This window comes from Variovorax sp. P4_D9, from assembly GCF_056401695.1.
The window spans coordinates 1-5,795 of record NZ_JBFUIU010000573.1; the positions used below are offsets into that span (position 1 = coordinate 1).

5 protein-coding genes are annotated in these 5,795 nt (G+C 65.3%); 4 read left to right on the top strand and 1 reads right to left on the bottom strand.

The window, feature by feature from the left end:
- Window positions 1-26 precede the first annotated feature (26 nt).
- The 3 genes from AC1DY5_RS39180 (at window position 27) to AC1DY5_RS39190 (ending at window position 4,114) form a co-directional block, all read left to right on the top strand.
- Window positions 27-1,634, top strand: a complete 1,608-nt coding sequence (locus tag AC1DY5_RS39180; RefSeq protein WP_478119846.1) for an MFS transporter — start codon at window positions 27-29, stop codon at window positions 1,632-1,634.
- 27 nt (window positions 1,635-1,661) lie between these two features.
- Window positions 1,662-2,084 carry a hypothetical protein gene (locus tag AC1DY5_RS39185; protein ID WP_478119847.1) on the top strand — a complete coding sequence of 141 codons (423 nt, stop codon included), beginning with the start codon at window positions 1,662-1,664 and terminating at the stop codon, window positions 2,082-2,084.
- 104 nt (window positions 2,085-2,188) lie between these two features.
- Window positions 2,189-4,114: a cytochrome c/FTR1 family iron permease gene (locus AC1DY5_RS39190; protein ID WP_478119848.1), complete on the top strand. Its 1,926-nt coding sequence runs from the start codon at window positions 2,189-2,191 to the stop codon at window positions 4,112-4,114.
- A 21-nt stretch (window positions 4,115-4,135) separates the two neighbouring features.
- On the opposite strand, the gene AC1DY5_RS39195 is transcribed toward AC1DY5_RS39190, so the two are convergent.
- Entirely contained in the window at window positions 4,136-5,185 is a 1,050-nt protein-coding gene (locus AC1DY5_RS39195; protein ID WP_478119850.1) for a DMT family transporter, read from the bottom strand.
- 140 nt (window positions 5,186-5,325) lie between these two features.
- Between AC1DY5_RS39195 and AC1DY5_RS39200 the strand changes: the two genes are divergently transcribed.
- Entirely contained in the window at window positions 5,326-5,760 is a 435-nt protein-coding gene (locus AC1DY5_RS39200; protein ID WP_478119849.1) for a hypothetical protein, read from the top strand.
- The last annotated feature ends 35 nt before the right edge of the window (window positions 5,761-5,795 follow it).

Below are 5,795 nucleotides of genomic sequence, written 5' to 3' on the forward strand. Positions count from 1 at the left end.
CGCCTGGCATGATCTGCGGGCCCACGATGAGCACTGACCCTTCGACCCCAGCCTCGGCCTCTGCCGCACCGAGCGGCAGCTTCGCGCCTCTGCGCCAGCCCGTGTTCGCCGTGCTGTGGGCGGCCACCGTGCTGGGCAACATCGGCAGCTTCATGCGCGACGTCGCCAGCGCCTGGATGGTCACCGAGCTGTCGGCCAGCCCGACCGCGGTGGCCCTGGTGCAGACCGCCGCCACGCTGCCGATCTTCCTGCTGGCGATACCGGCCGGCGTGCTGTCCGACATCCTCGACCGGCGCCGCTTCCTGATCTTCATCCAGCTGGTGCTAGCGGCGGTCAGCGGCACGCTGCTGCTGCTCGCCAGCACCAAGGCCCTGACGGTCGAATACCTGATCGCRCTGACCTTCGTCGGCGGCATTGGCGCCGCGCTGATGGGGCCGACCTGGCAGTCGATCGTGCCCGAGCTGGTGCCGCGCGCCGACCTCAAGAATGCGGTGGCGCTGAATTCGCTCGGCATCAACATCGCGCGCGCCATCGGCCCGGCCGCCGGCGGCCTGCTGCTGGCGAGCTTCGGCGCGGCCACGGCCTATGGCGCCGACGTGCTGAGCTACGTGTTCGTGGTTGCCGCGCTGCTGTGGTGGAAGCGGCCGGCGACGCCCGACAGCGGCCTGTCGGAGCAGTTCTTCGGCGCGTTCCGCGCCGGCCTGCGCTACGCCCGCGCGAGCCGCGAACTGCACGTGGTGCTGCTGCGCGCCGCCGTGTTCTTCCTGTTCGCGAGTTCGGTCTGGGCGCTGCTGCCGCTGGTGGCGCGCCGGATGCTGGGCGGCACGGCCGGCTTCTACGGCCTGATGCTCGGCGCGGTCGGCGTCGGGGCGATCGTCGGCGCCTTGCTGCTGCCGCGGCTGCGCACCAAGCTCGACGCCGACGGCCTGGTGCTGCTCGCATCGCTTTTGTCGGCGCTGGTGATGGCGCTGCTCGCGAGCGCGCCGCCGCAATGGCTGGCCGTCATGCTCATGCTGGCGCTGGGCAGCGGCTGGATCATCGCGCTCACCACGCTCAACGGCGTGGCCCAGGGCGTGCTGCCGAACTGGGTGCGCGGCCGGGGGCTGGCGATCTACCTGACCGTCTTCAATGGCGCGATGGCCGCGGGCAGTCTCGGCTGGGGGCTGGTGGCGCAGAAGATCGGTGTGCCGGTCACTTTGCTGGCCGGTGCCGCCGGCTTGACGGCGGTGGCCTTCGTCTTCCATCGCATCCGGCTGCCGGCCGGCGACGCCGACCTGCAGGCCTCCAACCACTGGCCCGAGCCCTTGCTCAACGAGCCGGTCGCGAACGACCGTGGGCCGGTCATGGTGCAGATCGAATACCGCATCCGCAAGGAAGACCGGCCGGCCTTCCTGCAGGCGCTCAAGACGATGTCGATGGAGCGCCGCCGCGACGGCGCCTATGCCTGGGGCATCACCGAGCACACCCAGGAGCCCGAGCGCCTGATGGAGTGGTTCCTGGTCGAGTCGTGGGCCGAGCACCTGCGCCAGCACCAGCGGGTGTCGAAGGCCGATGCCGACCTGCAGCACGAGGTGGTGCGCTTCCACATCGGGCCGGAGGCGCCGGTGGTCCACCATTTTCTGGCACTGGACTGAAACGCGCGCCGGGCGAGGAAAACGAAGATGTCCGCTGCCATGTTTGTCGCCCTGGGCTTTACCGTGGCACTGCTCGTCACGACGGCCTACTTCATCATGGGTTCCATTCCGCTTCTGATCCTGAAGCACGACACGCCGCTTGACGCCCGCTTTGTGCGTGGCTTCTTCAACATCTACTATGTCGCCGCATTCGTGACTGCGACGGCAACGGCGATCAGCTATGCGATTGCCGGTCGCCCAGGGCTTGCGGTGGGTGCTGCAGTGCTGGCGTTGATTGCCATCGTCCTGCGCAAGAAGGTCATTCCCAAGATGGATTCGCTCGGAGCGCAGATCCAGTCGAACTACATGGATGCAATTCCAGGATTCCGCAGAACGCACATCACCGTAATCCTGATCAACGTCGCCCAGCTTGTAGCCATCGTATGGAGTCTCACCACCTTGAGCCGGTGACTCCGGTCCGGAGCCCGATGTCGATGGTTTTTGTTGCGGTGCAATAGCCCAGCGTTCTCAGGACCCTTGGATTAGAATAATTCTTATTTGCATTGGTCGTCTTTATGACCGGCTTCAGAAACCTTTGTCGAATGGGTTTCGTGTGTGCGGCGCTATTTTTGTCGGCGGCGCTTGCGCACGCCGGCGAGGACGACGTCAGGCGCATCTGGCAACTGCTCGACTACCTGGCCGTGGATTACCGGGGTGCGGTCAAGGACGGCGCAGTTCTCAGCCCCTCCGAGTTCGCGGAGATGCGCGAGTTTGCCAGGGCCAGCCAAACGAAGCTGGCTGCACTGGAAGCCCACCCAGAGCAGCCTGCCTTGGTGGCGGAGGCGGGCGTCCTCGCGGYTGCTATCGAGGCTCGCGAAGACCCTGCGCGCGTTGAAACGCTCGCCAAATCGCTGGGCAATCATCTTCTCGCTGTCTATCCGGTGTCGTCTTCACCGGCCGCTCCTCCGAACCTGGCCGCTGCGGCAGCCATTTACCAGGCGCAGTGTGCAGCCTGTCACGGTGTCGGCGGCAAGGGGGACGGTCCGCTGGGCGCGCGATTGGAACCGCCGCCTGTTGCCTTCACCGACCCAACCCGGGCTCGCGAGCGCAGCGCCTTCGCCCTGTACCAGGTCATCAGTCAAGGCATCGAGGGCACGCCCATGGCGAGCTTTGCCTCCCTTCCCGAGGCAGACCGTTGGGCGCTGGCGTTCTACATCGGGCAGTTCGCTCACAAGCAAGAAGATGTCACGGCCGGCGAGAACGTGTGGAAGGAAAACTCAGCTGTGCGCGCACAGCTCGGGAGCCTGGACGGCTTGGCCCGGACCACCGAAGCGGATCTCGGGAAAGTGGTGGGGGAGGGGCCTGCCGCGGCCGCGATGGCCTACCTCCATGCCCACCCGGAGGCCGTCGTCCAGAATCGCGCCTTGACCTTCGATGTCGCCCGTCAGCGCCTTGCCCGGAGTGAAGAGGCGTACAGCAAGAAGGACTTGAAGCGCGCAGCCGACCTCGCGCTTTCAGCGTATCTGGACGGGGTCGAGCCCCTCGAACCCACGCTGGCCACGCGCGACGCCGTGCTGCTGCGCCGCATTGAAACCGCGATGAGCGAGTTCCGCTCGCTCATTGCCAGCAAGGCGGCCTTTTCCGACCTGCATGCGCAGACCGTGCGGATCGATGCCTTGTTCAAGGAGGCGGAGGGGCTGTTGTCGACAGGCGCCGAGGACCCTACTGCCGCATTCTTGGGAAGCTTCACGATTCTTCTTCGCGAAGGCCTCGAGGCGCTGCTGGTCGTGGTGGCCATGGTCGCCTTTCTCCGCAAGGCGGAGAGAGTCGACATGCTCCCGTATGTGCACGCCGGCTGGGTGGCTGCGCTGGCGCTCGGTGCAGCGACCTGGGCCGTAGCAACCTACATCGTGAACGTGAGCGGCGCCAGCCGCGAAGTCACCGAAGGCCTGTCGTCGCTCTTCGCGGCGGCGGTGCTTCTGAGCGTCGGCTTGTGGATGCACCAAAAGAGCATGGCTGGCATGTGGCAGCAATACATCCACGAAAAACTGTCGGCAGCGCTGGATCGCAAGTCGGCGTTCTTCATATTCAGCCTTTCCTTCATCGCGGTGTACCGGGAGGTGTTCGAGACCATCCTTTTCTACGCGGCGCTGTGGGAGCAAGGCAACCACGCGGCCGTTCTGGGTGGCCTGGTGGCGGGTCTGGCGGTTCTGGCCGCGGTGGCGCTTGCGCTCCTGAAATTCAGTGCCCGACTTCCCATCGGCAAATTCTTCTCCTGGAGTTCCATGTTGGTCGCCGTTCTTGCGGTCGTTCTGACCGGCAAGGGCGTCGCGGCGCTCCAAGAGGCGGGATGGATCAGCGCCCATGCCACCCACACGCCGCGCATCGATTTCCTGGGTGTTTTCCCGTCCACCCAGGTCCTCGGTGCGCAACTGGTGGTCGCCGCCATCATCATTCTGGGTTTCGCGATGAACGCCCGAGCCGCCAGGAGGGCGCCTTGACCACGCGGTGCCCGCCTCGGCTCAGTGAGGATGCGGGTGCTGATGGTGGATGTCCGGAAAGTGCTCGTGTTCATGCGCCAAGGGTTCATGGCGATGCCAATGCGTATGCCGGGTCGCGTCCGATGAGCCATCGACATGGGCATGCTGGTGATGCGCATCGTGTGCGTGCTCGTGGCTGTGCTCCAGCGGCGCATGAGCGTGCCAATGGCGATGTCGCTCGGTCAGGTGCAGCCAGACGCCGATGGCCATCAGGATGCCCGCCGCAACCAGCCCCACCGTGAGGGGCTCTCCGATCAGTCCGATGGCCAGGACCGCGCCAAAGAACGGCGCAACAGAAAAATAGGCGCCCGTGCGTGCCGTTCCGAGGTGGCGCAATGCGACGACGAAAAGCACAAGGCTGGTGCCGTAGCTCAACAGGCCCAGAAGTGCTGCCCCGGCGACCACCCCGGTCGACGGCCAGATCGCGCCTGTGGCGACCGCGAGCGCGAGATTCGTTGCGCCGGCTACCAAGCCCTTGGTCATGGCGATGAACGACGCGTCGGCCACCGATACCTTGCGGGTGAGATTGTTGTCGACCGCCCAAGCCAGGCAGGCGCCTAGCACCGCTAACGAAGGCCAGAGGGCGCCGACACCTGCCTTGCGAGGCCAACTGAGGATGGCGGCACCCGCCACGATGGCAATCATTCCCAGTGCAATACGCCGGTCGAAGTTCTCCTTGAACACGAACCAGGCAAGGAGGGCGGTGAAAACGCCTTCGGCGTTCAGAAGCAATGAAGCGTCGGCTGCAGCCATGCCTGTCAGCCCAGTCATCAGCAGAAGGGGTCCGAGCATCCCCCCTGCGACGACGGCGCCCGCGAGCCATCCGAGCTCGGTCCGCTGGAGCCGAACCTCTGGCGCGCGCGATAGAAGGCGCCAGACCCACAGCCCCACGCCAGAGCCAAGGTAGAGAAAGCCCGCCAACAACCAAGGACTCGTGTGCGCAAGCAGCAGTTTGGCGACCGGCGTACCGGCGCCGAAAAGCGCCGCGGCAGCGATGGCCGCCAGCACGCCACGGTGGGTGAGAGTGTTCATTTCGTATTTGTAGCGCTTGATCGACAGGCCGCCTAGCGGCACCTATCTTGACTTGCGTCAAGGGCGAAGGCGGTCCTTGCGAGCAATGTGGCGCCATCTAGCGCTGTCCCCCGGGCGCTCAACTCACAAAGTGAGGAACCATGAAGCCCATTGGTATCTTGGCTGCGGCCGCAGCGTTCACGCTTGCCGGCTGCTCCTCATTTCCCGGCTGGGGAGCCAAGCAGGCCGAAGAACACGGCGCACATCCGCCGGCGGCTGAAAGCGCACCGAGAGTCGACCCGGCCAAGTTCGACCAGCAAATGAAGACGATGCGGGAGATGCACCAGAAGATGATGGCCGCCAAGACGCCGGCAGAGCGCGCCGCGTTGATGAAAGACCATATGAAGGCGATGCAGGACGGCATGGCGATGATGGGACAGATGGGCGGTGGCATGCCGATGCAAGGCGGGGGCATGTCCTCGATGCCCGGCGGCCCGTCCATGCAGAAGAACATGATGCAGCGTATGGACATGATGGAAATGATGATGCAGATGATGGTGGACCGCGAGGCGGCAATACCGCCTTCGGCTAAGTAGCCACATCTGTCGGGGAGCATTGAGATGGATATGCA

Coding starts and splice junctions, on each gene's coding strand:
- AC1DY5_RS39185 (WP_478119847.1), top strand. CDS start 1,662: ATGTCCGCTGCCATGTTTGTCGCCCTGGGCTTTACCGTGGCACTGCTC.
- AC1DY5_RS39195 (WP_478119850.1), bottom strand. CDS start 5,185: ATGAACACTCTCACCCACCGTGGCGTGCTGGCGGCCATCGCTGCCGCG.
- AC1DY5_RS39200 (WP_478119849.1), top strand. CDS start 5,326: ATGAAGCCCATTGGTATCTTGGCTGCGGCCGCAGCGTTCACGCTTGCC.